The organism is Streptomyces marispadix (genome assembly GCF_022524345.1).
Classification (GTDB): Bacteria; Actinomycetota; Actinomycetes; order Streptomycetales; family Streptomycetaceae; genus Streptomyces; species Streptomyces marispadix.
The window spans coordinates 4,871,358-4,887,441 of record NZ_JAKWJU010000002.1 but is presented as its reverse complement, the minus strand read 5'-3'; the positions used below and the strand labels follow the sequence as shown (position 1 = coordinate 4,887,441).

The window sequence follows — 16,084 nt, the reverse complement described above, 5'->3', positions numbered from 1 at the left end:
TTCACCGGAGTTCGGCGAGGAGCGATGGAACGGGGGGAGGGCAGCCATGCCACTGCATCTGCGGTTCGGCACCGACGATCTGCTCCGCTGCCGCTTCGCCCTCTCCCCCCTCTGCGAGACCCATGAGGCCGTACGCACGCTGCGCCGCACCGACCGGCACAGCTACCACCTGCCGTGGCTGCGACGGATCCACGGCGCCGCCGCCGAACTGGACCTGGCCCCGCTGTGGCTGCTGATGCCACGGACGAGCGGCTACACCCCGGACTTCCTCGGGCCGCCGCCCGCCACGTCCGCACGCCCCGGTCCGGCAGGCTCGTCGGGCTCTTTCGACGACGAACTGGCCCGCGTACGCGCCGTCGACCCCGCACTCGCGCGGGAGGAGATCGCCCGCTCCCTGGCGTGCACGCCGGGCGCCGCCGAGTCCGCTCTGGGCCGGTCGATGCTCGACCACCCGGCGCGTGCCGTACAGGAGCTGGCCGATCTCACGGAGCAGGTCTGGAAGGCGCTGATCGCACCGGACTGGCCGCGTCTGCGCGATCTGCTGGAGGCCGATATCGCCTACCGCACACGGCAGTTGGCGGAGGGCGGCCTTGAGGAGCTGTTCGCCGACCTCCATCAGGGCCTGTCGTGGCGGGAAGCGACGCTCTCCGTACGCACCAAGTCCCGCGACGCGATGGAGCAGGAGCTGAGCGGGCGCGGCGTGCTGCTCGTGCCGAGCGTGTTCATCTGGCCGGACGTGGTCAGCGGCTTCGCACCGCCCTGGCAGCCCACGGTGATCTATCCGGCGCGCGGCGTCGGCGGGCTGTGGCAGCGGCCCACGCCCGACTCGGCGAAGGCGCTCGCACGGCTGCTCGGCGTCAACAGGGCAGCCGTACTGGGCGAGTTGGAGGAACCCGCGTCGACGACGTCGCTGGCGATGCGGCTCGGTCTTGCGCCCTCGTCGGTGTCGGCGCATCTGTCGGCGCTGCGTGACGCGGGGCTGCTCACCTCACGCCGGGCACATCACCAAGTGCTTTACGAGCGGACACCGTTGGGCATGGCACTGCTCGGCGGCGGCGCGGGCACCACGGACGGCGCTCAGCGGACCGGGCCCGCTCAGCCCTCCCGGCCGCCTGCGTCCTGAGCGCCGAGCTGCCGCTCAACGGACTCGACCTTCGAGGTGAGCCCGTTCGTCACGCCCTGCCTGATGTCGGCCTTGAGCACGAGCGATACGCGCGGAGCCCTGCGCTCAACGGCGGCGACGGCCCTGCGCACCACGTCCATGCACTCGTCCCAATCGCCTTCCAGCGAGGTGAACATGGCGTCCGTGCGGTTCGGCAGCCCCGACTCCCTCACGACCCGTACCGCGTCGGCCACGTACTCGCCGACGTCCTCGCCCACTCCGAGCGGCGTCACCGAGAACGCGACGATCACGGCTTCTCCGCGTCGGCCCGTCGGGCGTGCTGCTCCTTGCGGGCACGGGCGGCGATCACGCCCGCCTCCTCCTCGCGGCGCAGCGCCCGGTCGGCGAAGAACCCGCCGGCAGGCAGCACGGCGAGCACGAACAGCAGGGCGGCGCGGCCCAGCGGCCAGCGCACGCGGTTCCAGGCATCGGCCCAGAAGAGCACGTACATGATGAAGAGCACGCCGTGTACGGCGCCCATCACCGGGACCGCGTTGAAGTCGCTGGTCCGCTTCAGCACGGAGCAGCCGAGCAGCAGCAGGAACGAGATCGCCTCGGGGACCGAGACGAGGCGGAGACGGCGCAGTGCGGAGACCGACTTCGGAGGCAGGCCGGTCGGGGTTTCCAGGATGGCCACGGGACAACCTCATCGTTTGTGAAGAGATGCACAAGCGCTGCCCATTGTGGCAGCCCTGCCCGGCGCCGCCCAGCCCAGGGTAGGTTTCCCATGTGCCTCAGTTCCGACTTCACAGTGCGAAAGTGCTCGCCGTCTCCATGAGCGGCGACGCCGTGAAAGCGAAGAACGGTTCCATGGTCGCCTACGACGGCGAGATGGCGTTCAAGAAGATGTCAGGCGGCGGGGAGGGCCTGCGCGGCATGGTCACCCGGCGGCTGACGGGCGAGCAGATGACGGTGATGGAGGTGAAGGGGCACGGCACTTGCTATTTCGCCGACCGCGCCTCCGACATCAATCTCGTCCAGCTCGACGGCGAGACCCTCCATGTCGAGGCGAGCAATCTGCTGTGCACGGACGCGGGTCTGCGCACCGGCACGACCTTCACGGGTCTGCGCGGCGCCTCACAGGGCAACGGGCTGTTCACCACCACCGTCGAGGGCTCCGGACAGGCGGCGCTGATGTCCGACGGCCCCGCGGTGGTGCTGCGCGTCACGCCGGGCATGCCGCTCCAGGTCGACCCCGGCGCGTACATAGCGCACCAGGGCAGCCTCCAGCAGCACTTCCAGTCCGGGGTGAACTTCCGCACATTCATGGGCGAGGGGTCCGGGGAGTCCTTCCAGATCCGTTTCGAGGGAGACGGTCTGGTCTACGTCCAGCCCAGCGAGCGGAACACGATCGGGGGCGAGGTCTGATGCCGTTCCGGGAGATCACAGCCAAGATGGTCGAGGCACAAGTCCAGCCCGGACAGCGGCTGTTCAGCCAGCGTGGCGCCATGATCGCGTACAAGGGCGACGTCCGCTTCACGCCCAACATGCAAGGCGGCCAGGGCGGTCTGATGTCCATGATCGGCCGTCGCGTGGCCAACGAGGCGACGCCGCTGATGACCGTCGAGGGGCAGGGCACCGTGATGTTCGGCCACGGCGGCCACCACGTCGAGGTCATCGAACTCGACGGCGACACCCTCTGCGTCGAGGCCGACCGGCTGCTCGCCTTCGACGGGACGCTCGAACAGGGCACCCTCTTCCTCGGCTCGGACGGCGGCGTGATGGGCATGGTGCGCGGCCAGGTCACGGGCCAGGGCCTGTTCACCACGACGCTCAAGGGCAAGGGCGCGGTCGCGGTGATGGCGCACGGCGGCATCATCCGGCTGCCGGTCACCCCGGACCGTCCCGTGCACGTGGACCCGCAGGCGTATGTGGCCCACCACGGCGACGTACGCAACAAGCTGTCCACCGCGCTCGGCTGGCGCGACATGGTGGGACGCGGCTCGGGCGAGGCGTTCCAGCTCGAACTGTCCGGGAACGGCGCCGTGTTCGTACAGGCAAGTGAGGAGAAGCTTTGACCGCCCCGCAGGTACTGGACGTCACGACGCTTCCGTCCGACGACAACGTCAACCCGTACACCTTCTGCGTGGAACTCGACGGCCAGTGGTTCCTCCAGAAGGGCAAGATGATCGCCTACTACGGGCAGATCGACTTCAACGGCGTCGGACACGGCCGCCTCGACCGCCTCGTCGCCACGAGCTTCCACTCGCCGCTGCACGCCGCGGACTGGGTCGTGGCCGAGGGCAGCGGCAAGATGCTCCTCGCCGACCGGGCCTTCGACGTCAACTCCTACGACCTCGAGGACGGCAACCTCACGGTGCGCTCGGGGAACCTGCTGGCCTTCGAACCGACGCTGTCCCTGAAGCAGTCGATCATCCCCGGGTTCCTCACCCTCATCGGCACGGGCAAGTTCGTGGCCGCCTCCAACGGCGCGGTGCACTTCGTCGAGCCGCCCGTACGCGTCGACCCGCAGGCGCTCGTCGGCTGGGCGGACTGCCCCTCGCCGTGCCACCACTACGACCACGGCTATCTCAAAGGCGTGCTGGGCGGGATCCGCGCGATGACCGGCATCGGCGGAGCCTCGGGCGAGGAGCACCAGTTCGAGTTCGTGGGCTCGGGCACGGTCCTGATCCAGTCCAGCGAGACGCTCATGGCAGAGCAGGCCACGGGTGCGGTGCCGCACGAGGCGGGCGTCCCCGGCGGCGGCCACGGACCGCAGGGCGGGCACCACGGCGGCCAGCAGACACCGCAGCTTCCCGGCCAGCTCGGCAGCCTCCAGCGCAGGTTCGGGCTCTGAGAGCGGAACGCAGACGGAACGGCAGCCGGGCGGGAGCGGGACCGGGCCGTGCGGGAACCGCCCGGCGGCGGTCCGGGGGGGCGTCACGAGGGCAGGAGCAGGGCACATCCGTACGAGCCCTATGTAAAGTCTCGGGCATGGACACCGACAACGGCACCAACGGCACCCGTTGGCTCACCGCTGACGAGCAGGCCGCCTGGCGCGTCCACCTGGACGTCAACCGCCTGCTCATGTACCAGCTCGAGCGTGACCTCCAGCCGTTCGGCCTGACCATGAACGACTACGAGATCCTGGTCAATCTCTCCGAGTCCGAGGATCACCGGATGCGGATGAGCGACCTCGCGGCCTCGACGCTCCAGTCCAAGAGCCGCCTCTCGCACCAGATCACGCGCATGGAGAAGGCGGGCATGGTCCGACGTGAGAACTGCGAGTCCGACAAGCGCGGACTCTTCGCCGTGCTGACCGAGGAGGGCTGGGAGACGATGCGCGGCGTCGCACCGCACCATGTCGAGTCCGTGCGGCGCCACTTCATCGACCGGATGTCCCCTGAGGACGTGGAACACCTGCGGGAGACGCTGCTGCCCGTTGCCGAGAAGCTCCGCGCCGAGCGGGGCCGCTTCTAGCCGCCTCCCGGCCCCGGCCGCGGCCCGGCGAATCCTCCGCTGTTCGTCGCGTGCTACGTCCCGTTCTTCGTCGCTTCTTCTCTTCTTCCGTAACGCCTACGTCTCTTCCTCCGTACGCCGTTCCCGCTCCCGGCTCTGCGCCGCGGGCAGCCTCAGCACGAAGCGGGAACCGGCCCTGACCGACAGAGTCCCGCCGTGCCGCGTGGCCACGTCGCGGGCGATCGCGAGGCCCAGCCCCGCGCCGCCCTCGTCGCGACTGCGGGCGTCGTCGAGCCGCACGAAGCGCTCGAAGATCCGCTCGCGCTCGGCCTCCGGCACGCCGGGACCGTCGTCGGAGACCTCCAGCTCCACCCATGGGCCGTCGCCGTCGTGCGACTCCCTTACGGACAGGTGCACTTCCGAGGACGCGTGACGCTGTGCGTTCTGGAGCAGATTGATCACCACCCGCGCCAACTGCGCCCGGGAGCCGGTGACTTCGCCGTCGGCCATCGTCCCGAGCCGTACGGGGTGCGGGCCCTGCTGCTGTGCCAGTTCCTCCCGTGCGAGCGCGCCCAGCGCCACCCGGCCCTCGCCGGGCCGCTCCCCCGCGTCCAGGCGCGCGAGGAGCAGCAGGTCCGTGGCGAGCTGCTGAAGCCGCACCGTGTCCTGCACCGCGCCGTCCACGTCCAGCAGATCGGGATGGGCGGCGCCGACCTCCAGTTGGGTGCGCAGGGAGGCGATGGGGCTGCGCAGCTCGTGTGAGACGTCCGCGACGAAGCGGCGCTGGCGCTCCACGGAGGACTCCAGGGCGGCCAGGGTGTCGTTCGTCGTGCGGGCCAGCCGTGCGACCTCGTCACGTGCGTCCGGTTCGGGAACGCGTCGCGAGAGGTCGGCGCTCGCCATGATTCCGGCCATCTCGCCGCGGATGCTCTCCACGGGGCGCAGCGCACGCCGTGTCACCAGCCATGTCACGCCCCCTACGACCAGCAGCAGCGCGGGCAGGCCGACGAGCATCGCCTGAGTCACCGACGAGACGGCCTCCTGCTGGTCCTTGAGCGAGGCGCCCGCGTAGACGGTCACGGGTGTGCCGTCGCGGGTTCTGCTCTGCACCCCTACGAGCGTGAAGTCCTGGCCGTTCAGCTTGACGGTCTGCTGCTCGCTGTCGCGGTCGACTTCGGTGTCGTCGCCGGGAGTCGCGGACGGGGTGGTCGCCGGGGCGTCGCCGTCGTCGTCCTCGGGGGAGTCGTCCTCGGGGGAGTCGTCCTCGCGGGCGTCGTCGTCCGAACCGTGGCCGCTGTTGTCCTCGCCGCTGCCGGAGCCCGAGCCGTGACCGCTGTTGTCCTCGCCGCTGCCGGAGCCGGAACCGGGGCCGCTGTCGTCGCCGCCGCGGTTCCTGTGCCGGTCGCGGTCCCGGTTCTGGTGCTCGTCGCCGGTGGCGCCGCTGTCTTCGCCGGTTCCGCTGTCGTCGCCGTCGTCGCCCGTGCTGCGGTCCGGTTCCGGTGTGCCGTCCTCCTCTACGCGGTTGAAGCCCGCGACCGGGCCCCTGCCGCGCAGCCCCTCGCTTGCGCCGAGCACCTTGCCGCGTGGGCCGACGACCTGCGCGGGTTCGTCGTCGGTGTCGAGCCCGTCCAGCCGCCGTACGCCACGGGCGTCGACGTCGGAGACCTCCGCCGCGACGCCGCGTGCCGTCGACTCGGCCTGGAGCTTCGCGTTCCCGGCCAGCCCGTCCCGCAGCACCGCCACCACCGCGAAACCGGCGGCCACCAGCGCCACGGCCACCACCAGGGTCGCGCCCAGCGCCGCACGCGTACGGACCGATCCCCTACGCACCGGCGTCCACCAGCCGGTATCCGGCGCCGCGCACGGTGGCGATCCAGCCCGCCCCCAGCTTGCGGCGCAGCGCGCTCACATACACCTCGACGATGTTGACGTCGCCGTCGTATGCGAAGTCCCAGACGTGTTCGAGGATTTCGGACTTGGAGACGACGTCGCCCGCACGTACCGCGAGATGCTCCAGCACCGCGAACTCCTTCGCCGTCACCTCGACGTCGTTCTCGCCGACGCTCACCCGGCGCGTGCCCGGGTCGACGCAGAGGGCTCCCAGCCGCAGCACGTTGCGGGCGCCGCGGGTGCGCCGCCGCAGCAGCGCACGTACGCGGGCCAGCAGCACGACGTATGAGAAGGGCTTGGTCAGATAGTCGTCGGCACCGGTGTCCAGGCCCTCGGCCTCGTCGTACTCGCCGTCCTTCGCGGTGAGCATCAGCACAGGAGTCTCGTCGCCCGCCGCGCGAAGGGCGCCGCAGACCCGGTAGCCGTTCATGCCGGGCAGCATGATGTCCAGCACGATCAGGTCGTACGTACCCTCGGTCGCCCGGTGCAGGCCTTCGCGTCCGTCGTGCACGACGTCCACGGCGAATCCCTCGGCGCTCAGCCCCCGGGCGAGCGAGAGGGCGAGCCGCCGCTCGTCCTCCACGATCAGCAGGCGCATGGGACCACTCTCCCGCATCCCACCTGAAGTGATCTTCAGGTGGCTTCAGGCTGACTTCAGCATCCTCCCGCCACGGTGGCTCCGGCATCGCAACCACTCGGGAGGAACCATGAAGCGCAAGCTGATGATCGCGACCCTCACCGCCACGGCACTCATCGGCACGGGCACTGTCTCGGCGGTGGCCCTGTCCGGCGACGGCGACCAGAAGAGCGCACAGGTCACGAGCACGAGTGCCGGCTCGCCCGGCGCAGACGACGACGGGGCGGACGGGCGCGACGACGACCGCGACGACCGCCGGGACGGCGACTACTCCGCCGCCGGCCTGAAGATCTCCGCGGAGGACGCAGCCCGTACCGGCGCCGCCAAGGGCACGGTCACCTCGGTCGACCTGGACGACGACTACGGCACCCGCGCCTGGGAGGTCAAGACGGTCGACGGGAACGGCGTGGAGCACGAGTTCCTCGTCGACGCGACCTCCGGCAAGCTCACCGAGCAGCCCGCGGACCACGACCGCGACGACGACCGGGGGGACGACCAGCGCGACGACAGGGACGACCGCGACGACGACGGCGGTTACGACGACAGCTACGAGGACGGCGACGACGACGGCCGCCACGGCGACGACGACCGCTACGGAGACGACGACGGGCCGGACGACGACGACCGCCATGGCGACGACGACGGCCGTCACGGCGGACACGGCCGTCACTGACACACGACGACGGCCGGGGCGACGACTGACACTCGGCCTCGACTGCCCGGTGCGGCGGGACGGTTCTCCGGTCCCGCCGCACCGGCGCCGTGTCAGGGGAGGGCTGGGCGCCGTGACCGCACGCCGAACCGCCCGTCGGCCACGGTCACTTCGGACACGCTCCCCGGAAACGGCTCCCCGGCCGGACCCGGAGGCCGCACCGCAAGCCCGCCCGTCTAGAGGACGCCCCCTGCTGCTCCGCTACTGCTCCGTCACTCCCGCGACCAGTTCGTCCGCCGCCGCATACGGATCGAGCGAACCCGCGACGACCTTCCCGGCCAGCGCGTCCAGCCGCTTGCCGCCGCGCAGTTCGCCCATCCGCTCCCGCAGCGCCGTCACCGCGATCGTCTCGATCTCCCGTGCGGCACGCCGTTCGCGCCGCTGCGCGAGGACGCCGTGCTCCTCCATCCACGCGTGGTGCTTCTCCAGCGCGGCGACGACCTCGTCCACGCCCTCGCTCCGTGCCGCGACGGTCTTAACGATCGGCGGGCGCCAGTCCCCCGGCTTCCTCGCCTCGCCCAGCCCCAGCATGTGGTTCAGCTCGCGCACGGTCGCGTCGGCACCGTCGCGGTCGGCCTTGTTGACCACGTACACATCGCCGATCTCCAGGATTCCCGCCTTCGCGGCCTGGATTCCGTCGCCCATGCCGGGGGCGAGGAGCACCACGCTCGTATCGGCCTGCGCGGCGATCTCCACCTCGCTCTGGCCGACACCGACGGTCTCCACGAGCACCACGTCGCATCCGGCGGCGTCCAGCACGCGTACGGCCTGCGGGGCCGCCCACGCCAGCCCGCCGAGATGGCCGCGCGTCGCCATGGAGCGGATGTAGACGCCGGGATCGGAGGCGTGCTCGCCCATCCGCACCCGGTCGCCGAGCAGCGCCCCTCCGGAGAACGGCGAGGACGGATCGACGGCGAGGACCCCGACCCGCTTGCCCGCGCGCCGGTACGCCGTGACGAGCGCCGACGTGGACGTCGACTTGCCCACGCCCGGCGATCCCGTCAGGCCCACCACGTAGGCGTTGCCGCAGCGCGGCGCGAGTGCGGCCATCACCTCGCGCAGTTGCGGGGACGCCCCCTCCACGAGGGAGATCAGCCGGGCCACGGCCCTCGGCCTGCCCTCCCTCGCCTGCTCGACCAGCTCGGAGACGTCCACCGCCATGCTGCTGCGCTCCCCTGTCCTTCGTCCTTCGCCGCTGTCGCCGGTAGTCCGTACGACCGTGTTCCCGTACGGCCGTGGCCGCGTGCGTGCCTGCTCGTGTACGTCCGTACGGCCGCGTCCGTGGCGTCGGCACGACCGCGTGCCCTTGTACGGCGTGCCGGGCCGGGCGCCGCCGGTCCCGTTTCACGAGGTCCCAGCCGCGTCCGGACCCGGCTCTTACGTCCGGCCCCCGGCTCTTACGGCCTTCAGCCCTTACGCCCGGCAGGCACCGGCCTTGCCTGTCCGCTCAGCCGTCGGCCTGCCTGTCCGCTTACTTGTCCGCGTTCCCCGGAACCCGCACCAGCAGCGCGTCGCCCTGCCCGCCGCCGCCGCACAGCGCCGCCGCGCCCGTGCCGCCGCCCCGGCGCCGCAGCTCCAGCGCGAGATGAAGGACGATACGCGCGCCGGACATTCCGATCGGATGCCCGAGGGCGATGGCGCCGCCGTTGACGTTCACCTTTTCGGGGCTGACGCCGAGATCCTTCGTTGACTGCACGGCGACGGCCGCGAACGCCTCGTTGATCTCGATGAGATCGAGGTCCGCCGCCTTGAGCCCCGAGCCGTCCTTCGCGAGGGCGTGCTCGATGGCCCTGGAGGGCTGCGACTGGAGGGAGTTGTCCGGGCCCGCGACATTGCCGTGAGCGCCGATCTCCGCGAGCCATTCGACGCCCAGCTCCTCCGCCTTGGCGCGGCTCATCACGACGACCGCCGCCGCACCGTCGGAGATCTGCGAGGCCGAACCCGCCGTGATGGTCCCGTCCTTGGCGAAGGCCGGCTTGAGCCTGCCCAGCGACTCGGCGGTCGTCTCGCCCCGGATGCCCTCGTCCTGGCTGAAGACGACCGGGTCGCCCTTGCGCTGCGGGATCTCGACCGGAGTGATCTCCGCTTCGAAGAGGCCGTTCTTCTGCGCGGCCGCGGCCCGCTGGTGCGAGCGTGCCGCGACCTCGTCCTGCTCGGGACGTGCGATGCCGAGGCGGGTGTTGTGCTTCTCCGTGGACGCGCCCATGGCGATGTTCTCGAACGAGTCGGTCAGGCCGTCGTAGGCCATCGAGTCCAGCATCTCCACGGCGCCGTACTTGTAGCCCTCACGCGACTTGGGCAGCAGATGCGGCGCGTTGGTCATCGACTCCTGTCCGCCCGCCACCACGATGTCGAACTCGCCCGCGCGCACGAGCTGATCGGCCAGCGCGATCGCGTCGAGCCCGGAGAGGCAGACCTTGTTGACCGTGAGGGCCGGGACGTTCATCGGGATGCCGGCCTTGACCGCCGCCTGACGGGCGGGAATCTGGCCGGCACCGGCCTGGAGCACCTGGCCCATGATCACGTACTCGACCTGGTCGCCGCCGATGCCGGCCCGCTCCAGCGCGGCCTTGATGGCGATGCCGCCGAGGTCCGCTCCGGAGAAGGACTTCAGCGAGCCGAGCAGACGTCCCATGGGCGTACGGGCGCCGGAGACGATAACCGAGGTGCTGTTGACGGGAGTACGAGCCGACGTACCAGTCATTCTGGTTCAGATCCTTCCTGAGGGTCCCCTTCAGCCCGCGCGGGCTGGAGGGGTTGGAAGTTAACGAGGGTTAAGGGCGGTCCCGCCAATGTACTGAGCGGTACGGTGCCGGGTCACCGGTCGGCGGGTGTGACCGTGCGCACGTTGCGTAACCGAGCGTTCAGGCGCTGCACTGGGGAAATGCTGACGCGTATCGACCACATCGGGATCGCCTGTTTCGACCTGGACAAGACCGTCGACTTCTACCGTGCCACGTACGGCTTCGAGGTCTTCCACAGCGAGGTCAACGAGGAGCAGGGGGTCCGCGAGGCCATGCTCCGCATCAACGGCACGGACGACGGCGGCGCCTCCTACATCCAGCTCCTGGAGCCGGTCCGCGAGGACTCCACCGTCGCCAAGTGGCTTGAGCGGCACGGCGAGGGCGTGCACCACATCGCCTTCGGCACCGCGGACGTCGACGCCGACTCGGAGGAGATCCGCGGCCGCGGCGTACGCGTTCTCTACGACGAGCCGCGCAGGGGCTCCATGGACTCGCGCATCACCTTCCTCCACCCCAAGGACTGCCACGGAGTGCTCACGGAGTTGGTCACCGCGGCAGGGTCCTCCACCACCCCTCATACCTCGCAGGACTCATCGGCAACAACGAGCCACTGACGGCTGCTTCTCGGCCCGGTAGAGTGGCCACTCGGCCGGGGCGGGCCTTCGCACCATCCCGAGGGGAGGGTCCGGGCTGGAGGTCCGGCCCGAAGTTCTGCCGATGTTCTGACACCATCACCACGAAGGGTCAGTTCACCACCACGACCAGGGGACGGATGGGACCGCGCAGTGCGGGGCTACGACCGCTACGAGGCTGACGACCACCTCTCGCAGTTCGAGGCCGAGATGGAGCGGCTGAAGAAGGAGCGGGAGAAGGCCGTCGACCATGCCGACGACCTCGGCTATCAGGTCGAAGTGCTGCGCGCCAAGCTGCACGAGGCGCGCCGCGCTCTCGCCACGCGCCCGGCCAGCTACGACAACCTCTCCCAGCAGGCCGAATCGCTGCTGCGGAACGCGCAGCTACAGGCCGACCAGATGCGGGCGGACGCCGAGCGCGAGCTGCGCGACGCCCGCATGGAGACCCAACGCCTGCTCCAGGAGCGGGCGGAGCAGCAGTCCCGGCTGGAGTCGGAGCTGCACGCCGAGGCGGTGCGCCGCCGCCAGCAGCTCGACCAGGAGCTGGCCGAGCGCCGCTCCACCGTCGAGTCCCACGTCAACGAGAACGTCGCATGGGCGGAGCAGCTTCGCGCCCGTACGGAACAGCAGGCGCAGCGCCTCATGGAGGAGACGCGCGCCGAGTCCGAACGCGCCCTCGCACAGGCGCGTGAGGAAGCCGAGCGGCACGCGGAGGAGACCCGCGGAAGGCTCAACTCCGAGGCGGAGCAGGCCCGTTCGGAGGCCGACGCGATTCTGCGCCGTGCCCGCGCGGAGGCCGAGCGGATGCTCAACTCCGCCTCGACACAGGCCCAGGAGGCCAGTGAGCACGCGGAGCGGCTGCGTACCTCCTCCACTTCCGAGTCGGAGTCGTCCCGCCGTGAGGCCGCCGATCTGGTACGCCGGGCCGGCGAGCGCATGCAGGAGGCCGAGGCCGCGCTGCGCGAGGCCCGCAACGAGGCCGAGCAGAAGCTGACGAAGGCGTCCGAGGCGGCCGAAAAGCTGCTTGCGGACGCCGAGTCGGACAACGAGCAGCGCCTGCGTACCGCGAAGAACGAAGTGGCCCGCATGGTCGCGGACGCCACCAAGGAGTCGGAGGCCGTCAAGGCCGAGGCCCAGCAGCTCCGCGACGAGGCGAAGGCCGAGGCCGAGCAGCTCATCGAGGAGGCCAAGGCCGAGGCCCGTACCCGCTCGGCGGAGGAGTCGGCGAACCAGCTCGCGGAGGCCGCCCGTACCGCCGAGGACGAGCTGGACAAGGCGTCCGAGGAGGCCAGGGCCACCACGCGCAAGGCGTCCGAGGAGGCCGAACGCATCCGCCGTGAGGCCGAGGAGGAGGCCGAGCGGCTGCGCGGAGAGGCCCGGCAGCTCGTCGAGGAGCTGGAGGGCGCGGCCAAGGACGACACGAAGGAGTACCGCGAGAAGGCCGCCGAGTACCAGGAGGAAGCGCGGCGGCTGCGCGGAGAGGCCGAGCAACTGCGTGCGGAGGCGGTCGAGGAGGGCGAGCGCATCCGCAGCGAGGCACGCCGCGAGGCCGTGCAGCAGATCGAGGATGCCGCGAACCGCGCCGAGGAACTCCTCGTCAAGGCGAAGGCCGACGCGGAGGACACCCGCTCCGAGGCCGCCAACGAGAGCGAACGCGTACGCACCGAGGCCATCGAGCGCGCCACGACGCTGCGCCGCCAGGCCGAGGAGACCTTGGAGCGCGCCAACTCCGAGGCGGAGGAGCTGCGTTCGACCGCCGAGGAGCAGGCGGGGAAGACGCGGGCGGACGCCGACGAGGCGGGCAGGCGCATCCGCGAGGAGGCCGAGCAGGCCGCCAAGGACCGAAAGGCCGAGGCCGCCGCCGAGTTGGAGCGGCTGCACGCGGAGGCCGAGGCGAAGCTCGCGGACGCCGAGCGCGAACTCCGCGACGCGCACAGCGAATCGGACCGGCTGCGCGAGGAGGCCCGCTCGGAGACCGAGCGGCTGCGCGCGGAGGCCGCCGAGCGGATGCGCACCCTTCAGCAGCAGGCCGAGGAGGAGGCCGAACGGCTGCGCAGCGAGGCGCACGCGGACGCCTCCCAGGCGCGCGCCGAAGGCGAGGCGCTGGCCGTGCAGTTGCGCAGCGACGCCGCGTCCGAGGCCGAGCGGTTGCGCAACGAGGCGCAGGACACCGCCGACCGGATCAGGGCCGAGGCCAGCGCCGCGGCGGAACGTACGAACGCGGAGGCGGCCGAGGCGCTCGAAGCCGCACGCGAGGAGGCCGACCGGCGGCGGCGCGAGGCCGAGGAGTTGCTGGCCGGCGCCCGCGAAGAGGCCCACAGGGAACGCACGGACGCACGCCGCCAGAGCGACGAGCTGCTGGCCACGGCGCGGCAGCGGGTCGAGGACGCGCAGAGCGAGGCGGCACGTCTCGTCGAGGAGGCGGAGCGCCGCGCGGCCGACATGGTCAGCGCCGCGGAGGAGACCGCCCAGCAGGTACGCGACTCGGTCACCGGGCTCCACGAGCGCGCCGAGGAGGAGATCGCACGTCGGCGGGCCGCGGCGGAGAAGGCCGCCGCGGAGCTGCGGCAGGAGGCGCAGGAGGAGTCCGAGGCCGCCAAGGCCATGGCGGAGACGACCGTTTCGGAGGCCCTGGAGGAGGCGGAGCGCTCCCGCGCGGAGTCGGAGCGGGTGCTCGACGAGGCACGCGAGGAGGCCGCGCGGCGGCGCAACGACGCCGCGGAGCAGGCCGACCGGCTGCTCGCCGAGGCGCGCGAGGAGGCCCGCCGTACGCAGACGTCCGCGGAGGAGCAGGCCGACAGCATGGTGGGCGCAGCCCGGCGTGAGTCGGACCGTCTGGTCAACGAGGCCCGCGAGGACAGTCGTCAGATGGTGGAGAAGGCGCGCAACGACTCCAACACCATGCTGGAGGAGGCCCGCAGCGACGCCGCCGCCATCAGGGAACGTACGCAGGAACAGCGCGCCCGTGTGGAGCGCGAGATCGAGAAGCTGCACGAGCGGGCACGCAGGGAGTCCTCCGAGGCCATGCAGGCCGCCGGTGAGCGCTGCGACAAGCTCGTGAAGGCGGCGCAGGAACAACTGCGTGACGCCGAGGAGAAGGCCGCTCGCGTCGTGCGCGAGGCCGACAACGAAGCGGGCAACGTGCGCGTCTCCGCCGTGAAGAAGGCGGAGGGACTGCTCAAGGACGCAGAGCAGCGCAAGGCCCAACTCGTACGCGAGGCAGAGCAGATCCGGGACGAGGCCAGGGCAGAGGCGGAGCGGACCGTCGAGGCCGGGCAGCGTGAACTGGAGGTGCTGGAGCGCCGCCAGGAGGACATCAACGCCGAGATCTCGCGCGTGCAGGATGTACTGGAAGCACTGGAATCCTTCGAAACTCCCGGACCCGGCAGCGGGCCGGAGGGCAAAACCGGTAAGAAGGGCAAGGCCGACTCCGGGTCAACCAACGGCGTGACAGCGGGAGTTGGCGCAGGTACGACTCGGTCCGCCGGCAAGGAGTCCGGAAGTTAGCCACTCGAACGAGCGCACATTCTCCAGATCAAACCGGCAACGGCTCGATGACACGCCGGTTTGGGCCCTAGGATTCCCCTATCACTCCCCGTCTGATAACCCGTCTGACTCGACAGGAACCCCATGAGCGACACTTCCTCCCCCTTCGGCTTCGAGCTCGTGCGACGTGGCTACGACCGCGGGCAGGTGGACGACCGCATCACGAAGCTCGTCGCCGACCGTGACAGCGCACTGGCCCGAATCACCTCGCTGGAAAAGCGGATCGAGGAACTCCACCTTGAGACGCAGAACGCCCAGGCCCAGGTAAACGACGCCGAGCCGTCCTACGCCGGGCTGGGCGCGCGGGTCGAGAAGATCCTCCGCCTCGCCGAGGAGGAGGCCAAGGACCTGCGTGACGAGGCGCGCAGGGCCGCCGAGCAGCACCGCGAGCTGGCCGAGGGCGCCGCGCAGCAGGTGCGTAACGACGCGGAGGCGTTCGCCGCCGAGCGCAAGGCCAAGGCCGAGGACGAGGGCGCGAGCATCGTCGAGAAGGCCAAGGGCGAGGCCAACGCGCTGCGCACGGAGGCGGAGAAGGACGCCCAGTCCAAGCGCGAGGAGGCCGACTCCCTCTTCGAGGACACCCGCGCCAAGGCCGCCCAGGCCGCCGCGGACTTCGAGACCAACCTCGCCAAGCGGCGCGAGCAGTCCGAGCGCGACCTCGCCTCCCGTCAGGCGAAGGCGGAGAAGCGCCTCGCCGAGATCGAGCACCGCGCGGAGCAGCTTCGGCTGGAGGCCGAGAAGCTGCGTACGGACGCGGAGCGCCGTGCCCGTCAGACGGTGGAGACGGCCCAGCGTCAGGCCGAGGACATCGTGGCCGACGCCAATGCCAAGGCGGACCGCGTCCGCAGCGAGTCGGAGCGCGAGCTGGCGGCCCTCACCAACCGCCGCGACAGCATCAACGCCCAGCTCACCAACGTCCGCGAGATGCTGGCCACCCTCACGGGTGCGGCCGTCGCCGCGGCGGGCCAGGGCGGCGAGGAAGGCGACGTCGCGGCCGACGACGAGGCCGCTGCCCGGGGCGTTCCCGCGCAGCAGTCCCGCTGACGCGACTCCGTCGCACTCGGCGCTAGGGCATACGGCTCATACGGCGGGCCCGGCACTTCTGGTGCCGGGCCCGTCTGCGTACCGCGGGCCGTTCGCAGACCACGGACGGCCCTTCGTAAGCCACGGCTCGTTCGTACGTCAGGCCCGTTCATGCGTCAGGCCCCCTCCTTCGGGTGGGCGGGCGCGGATACGGGCGCGGACCCTGTGCGTTACGCGTCACCGAACCGCCCTCCCCCGTATCGGCCGTAAACGGGTAAACCCGCCGAAAGATCCGGAGGCCGCGGCGGCGCGTTGCGCACGGAGGTGAGTGAGCACGCA

General features: G+C 71.1%; 14 protein-coding genes and 1 pseudogene. 9 read left to right on the top strand and 6 right to left on the bottom strand.

Annotation, left to right across the window (positions count from 1 at the left end; all coding sequences use genetic code 11):
• The first annotated feature begins 46 nt into the window (after positions 1-46).
• Positions 47-1,123 (top strand): ArsR/SmtB family transcription factor, encoded by a 1,077-nt coding sequence (locus tag MMA15_RS20580; protein ID WP_241061612.1) that lies wholly within the window; start codon positions 47-49, stop codon positions 1,121-1,123.
• Here the strand turns inward: MMA15_RS20580 and MMA15_RS20575 are convergent.
• Both MMA15_RS20575 and MMA15_RS20570 read right to left on the bottom strand, forming a co-directional pair.
• Complete coding sequence (locus MMA15_RS20575; RefSeq protein WP_241061611.1) at positions 1,096-1,413, bottom strand: MTH1187 family thiamine-binding protein; 318 nt, start codon at positions 1,411-1,413, stop codon at positions 1,096-1,098. The genes MMA15_RS20580 and MMA15_RS20575 overlap by 28 nt on opposite strands.
• A complete protein-coding gene (locus MMA15_RS20570; RefSeq protein ID WP_372498276.1) occupies positions 1,410-1,799 on the bottom strand; it encodes a DUF3817 domain-containing protein in 390 nt (129 codons plus the stop codon). Before MMA15_RS20570 ends, MMA15_RS20575 begins: the two co-directional genes overlap by 4 nt.
• A 92-nt stretch (positions 1,800-1,891) precedes the next feature.
• On the opposite strand from MMA15_RS20570, the gene MMA15_RS20565 reads away from it, so the two are divergent.
• The 4 genes from MMA15_RS20565 (at position 1,892) to MMA15_RS20550 (ending at position 4,582) form a co-directional block, all read left to right on the top strand.
• Positions 1,892-2,530: an AIM24 family protein gene (locus tag MMA15_RS20565; protein WP_241061610.1), complete on the top strand. Its 639-nt coding sequence runs from the start codon at positions 1,892-1,894 to the stop codon at positions 2,528-2,530.
• On the top strand, positions 2,530-3,180 hold the full coding sequence (locus MMA15_RS20560) for an AIM24 family protein (protein ID WP_241061609.1): 651 nt from the start codon (positions 2,530-2,532) through the stop codon (positions 3,178-3,180). Before MMA15_RS20565 ends, MMA15_RS20560 begins: the two co-directional genes overlap by 1 nt.
• Positions 3,177-3,959 carry an AIM24 family protein gene (locus MMA15_RS20555; RefSeq protein ID WP_241061608.1) on the top strand — a complete coding sequence of 261 codons (783 nt, stop codon included), beginning with the start codon at positions 3,177-3,179 and terminating at the stop codon, positions 3,957-3,959. Before MMA15_RS20560 ends, MMA15_RS20555 begins: the two co-directional genes overlap by 4 nt.
• A 137-nt stretch (positions 3,960-4,096) precedes the next feature.
• Positions 4,097-4,582 (top strand): MarR family winged helix-turn-helix transcriptional regulator, encoded by a 486-nt coding sequence (locus MMA15_RS20550; RefSeq protein WP_241061607.1) that lies wholly within the window; start codon positions 4,097-4,099, stop codon positions 4,580-4,582.
• A gap of 96 nt (positions 4,583-4,678) precedes the next feature.
• Here the strand turns inward: MMA15_RS20550 and MMA15_RS28665 are convergent.
• Both MMA15_RS28665 and MMA15_RS20540 read right to left on the bottom strand, forming a co-directional pair.
• A pseudogene (locus MMA15_RS28665) lies at positions 4,679-5,797 on the bottom strand (sensor histidine kinase); the annotation flags it as partial.
• A 586-nt stretch (positions 5,798-6,383) separates the two neighbouring features.
• Positions 6,384-7,049: a response regulator transcription factor gene (locus MMA15_RS20540; protein WP_241061605.1), complete on the bottom strand. Its 666-nt coding sequence runs from the start codon at positions 7,047-7,049 to the stop codon at positions 6,384-6,386.
• A 109-nt stretch (positions 7,050-7,158) separates the two neighbouring features.
• On the opposite strand from MMA15_RS20540, the gene MMA15_RS20535 reads away from it, so the two are divergent.
• Positions 7,159-7,761 (top strand): PepSY domain-containing protein, encoded by a 603-nt coding sequence (locus MMA15_RS20535; protein ID WP_241061604.1) that lies wholly within the window; start codon positions 7,159-7,161, stop codon positions 7,759-7,761.
• Positions 7,762-8,001: 240 nt separating this feature from the next.
• On the opposite strand, the gene meaB is transcribed toward MMA15_RS20535, so the two are convergent.
• Positions 8,002-8,961: a methylmalonyl Co-A mutase-associated GTPase MeaB gene (gene meaB, locus MMA15_RS20530; protein ID WP_241061603.1), complete on the bottom strand. Its 960-nt coding sequence runs from the start codon at positions 8,959-8,961 to the stop codon at positions 8,002-8,004.
• 310 nt (positions 8,962-9,271) lie between these two features.
• A complete protein-coding gene (locus MMA15_RS20525) occupies positions 9,272-10,504 on the bottom strand; it encodes an acetyl-CoA C-acetyltransferase (RefSeq protein ID WP_241061602.1) in 1,233 nt (410 codons plus the stop codon).
• Between the two features lie 180 nt (positions 10,505-10,684).
• On the opposite strand from MMA15_RS20525, the gene mce reads away from it, so the two are divergent.
• The 3 genes from mce (at position 10,685) to MMA15_RS20510 (ending at position 15,766) form a co-directional block, all read left to right on the top strand.
• On the top strand, positions 10,685-11,158 hold the full coding sequence (gene mce, locus MMA15_RS20520; protein ID WP_241061601.1) for a methylmalonyl-CoA epimerase: 474 nt from the start codon (positions 10,685-10,687) through the stop codon (positions 11,156-11,158).
• Between the two features lie 171 nt (positions 11,159-11,329).
• On the top strand, positions 11,330-14,683 hold the full coding sequence (scy, locus tag MMA15_RS20515) for a polarized growth protein Scy (protein ID WP_241061600.1): 3,354 nt from the start codon (positions 11,330-11,332) through the stop codon (positions 14,681-14,683).
• A 123-nt stretch (positions 14,684-14,806) separates the two neighbouring features.
• Complete coding sequence (locus MMA15_RS20510; protein WP_241061599.1) at positions 14,807-15,766, top strand: coiled-coil domain-containing protein; 960 nt, start codon at positions 14,807-14,809, stop codon at positions 15,764-15,766.
• Positions 15,767-16,084: the final 318 nt, after the last annotated feature.

Excerpts from the sequence above, each read along its gene's own strand:
- MMA15_RS20580 (WP_241061612.1), top strand. The coding sequence starts at position 47 with ATGCCACTGCATCTGCGGTTCGGCACCGACGATCTGCTCCGCTGCCGC.
- MMA15_RS20560 (WP_241061609.1), top strand. The coding sequence starts at position 2,530 with ATGCCGTTCCGGGAGATCACAGCCAAGATGGTCGAGGCACAAGTCCAG.
- MMA15_RS20550 (WP_241061607.1), top strand. The coding sequence starts at position 4,097 with ATGGACACCGACAACGGCACCAACGGCACCCGTTGGCTCACCGCTGAC.
- MMA15_RS20540 (WP_241061605.1), bottom strand. The coding sequence starts at position 7,049 with ATGCGCCTGCTGATCGTGGAGGACGAGCGGCGGCTCGCCCTCTCGCTC.
- MMA15_RS20535 (WP_241061604.1), top strand. The coding sequence starts at position 7,159 with ATGAAGCGCAAGCTGATGATCGCGACCCTCACCGCCACGGCACTCATC.
- meaB (WP_241061603.1), bottom strand. The coding sequence starts at position 8,961 with ATGGCGGTGGACGTCTCCGAGCTGGTCGAGCAGGCGAGGGAGGGCAGG.
- MMA15_RS20525 (WP_241061602.1), bottom strand. The coding sequence starts at position 10,504 with ATGACTGGTACGTCGGCTCGTACTCCCGTCAACAGCACCTCGGTTATC.
- mce (WP_241061601.1), top strand. The coding sequence starts at position 10,685 with ATGCTGACGCGTATCGACCACATCGGGATCGCCTGTTTCGACCTGGAC.
- MMA15_RS20510 (WP_241061599.1), top strand. The coding sequence starts at position 14,807 with ATGAGCGACACTTCCTCCCCCTTCGGCTTCGAGCTCGTGCGACGTGGC.